The organism is Flavobacterium profundi (assembly GCF_006491645.1).
In the GTDB taxonomy this organism is placed as follows: Bacteria; Bacteroidota; Bacteroidia; order Flavobacteriales; family Flavobacteriaceae; genus Flavobacterium; species Flavobacterium profundi.
In genome coordinates this window covers 1-607 of record NZ_VDCZ01000037.1, presented here as the reverse complement: position 1 = coordinate 607, position 607 = coordinate 1, and the positions used below count along the sequence as shown (strand labels likewise).

Here is a 607-nt window from a genome sequence, read left to right as displayed (position 1 = left end):
TAACGGTTTGCCGCTTGTAGCAGTTGCGTAAATTTAGCCTAAAATTTACAAGTACAAAACTCCTTGTGGAATTTTCGGAGAAAATTCCGAACAAAAGCCAAGCCTAGCAATTGCTACAAACGGTTGTTAGCGGCTGCCTTGGCCTTAAAGTAATAAATGATAAATAATATTTGTCCAGCAATAAACATTGAATTTAGCACCAAAATTATTTGTTGAGCTCTTTCCATTGTTTCAAACAACTTTTCATAATTGTAAACAATTATCATCGGTGATATTGGGAATAAAGTATCAATTACACTAGGAATTGTAAGTAAAAAATGAAGGATAAACCAAAACTTATTTATTCTATGTTCTTTACGGTAAAGTTTCCAATATCCAAAAACAACAGCAGTCAAAACAATCATTTTGACGATTCCCCAAACAAAAAATGGTGGATAAACTGTCGTGTGCCATCCAGGAATGACCGAACTCGCAAAATCTAATGATCCAGTTAAAATTGATATTGGAAATAAAAGGATGAACAGAATCGCAAAAATAGTTAATGCAATTATTGGTCGAATGGTTTTGTTCATTTTTAGCTAAATGTTGTTTAAGGTTGCCGCTAACG

Annotated in this window: 1 protein-coding gene; it reads right to left on the bottom strand. The window is 33.3% G+C overall.

The genetic code is table 11. The annotated features are described in order from the left end of the window. Positions 1 to 113: 113 nt before the first annotated feature. A complete protein-coding gene (locus tag FHG05_RS18280; RefSeq protein WP_140999568.1) occupies positions 114 to 572 on the bottom strand; it encodes a magnesium transporter CorA family protein in 459 nt (152 codons plus the stop codon). Between the last annotated feature and the right edge of the window lie 35 nt (positions 573 to 607).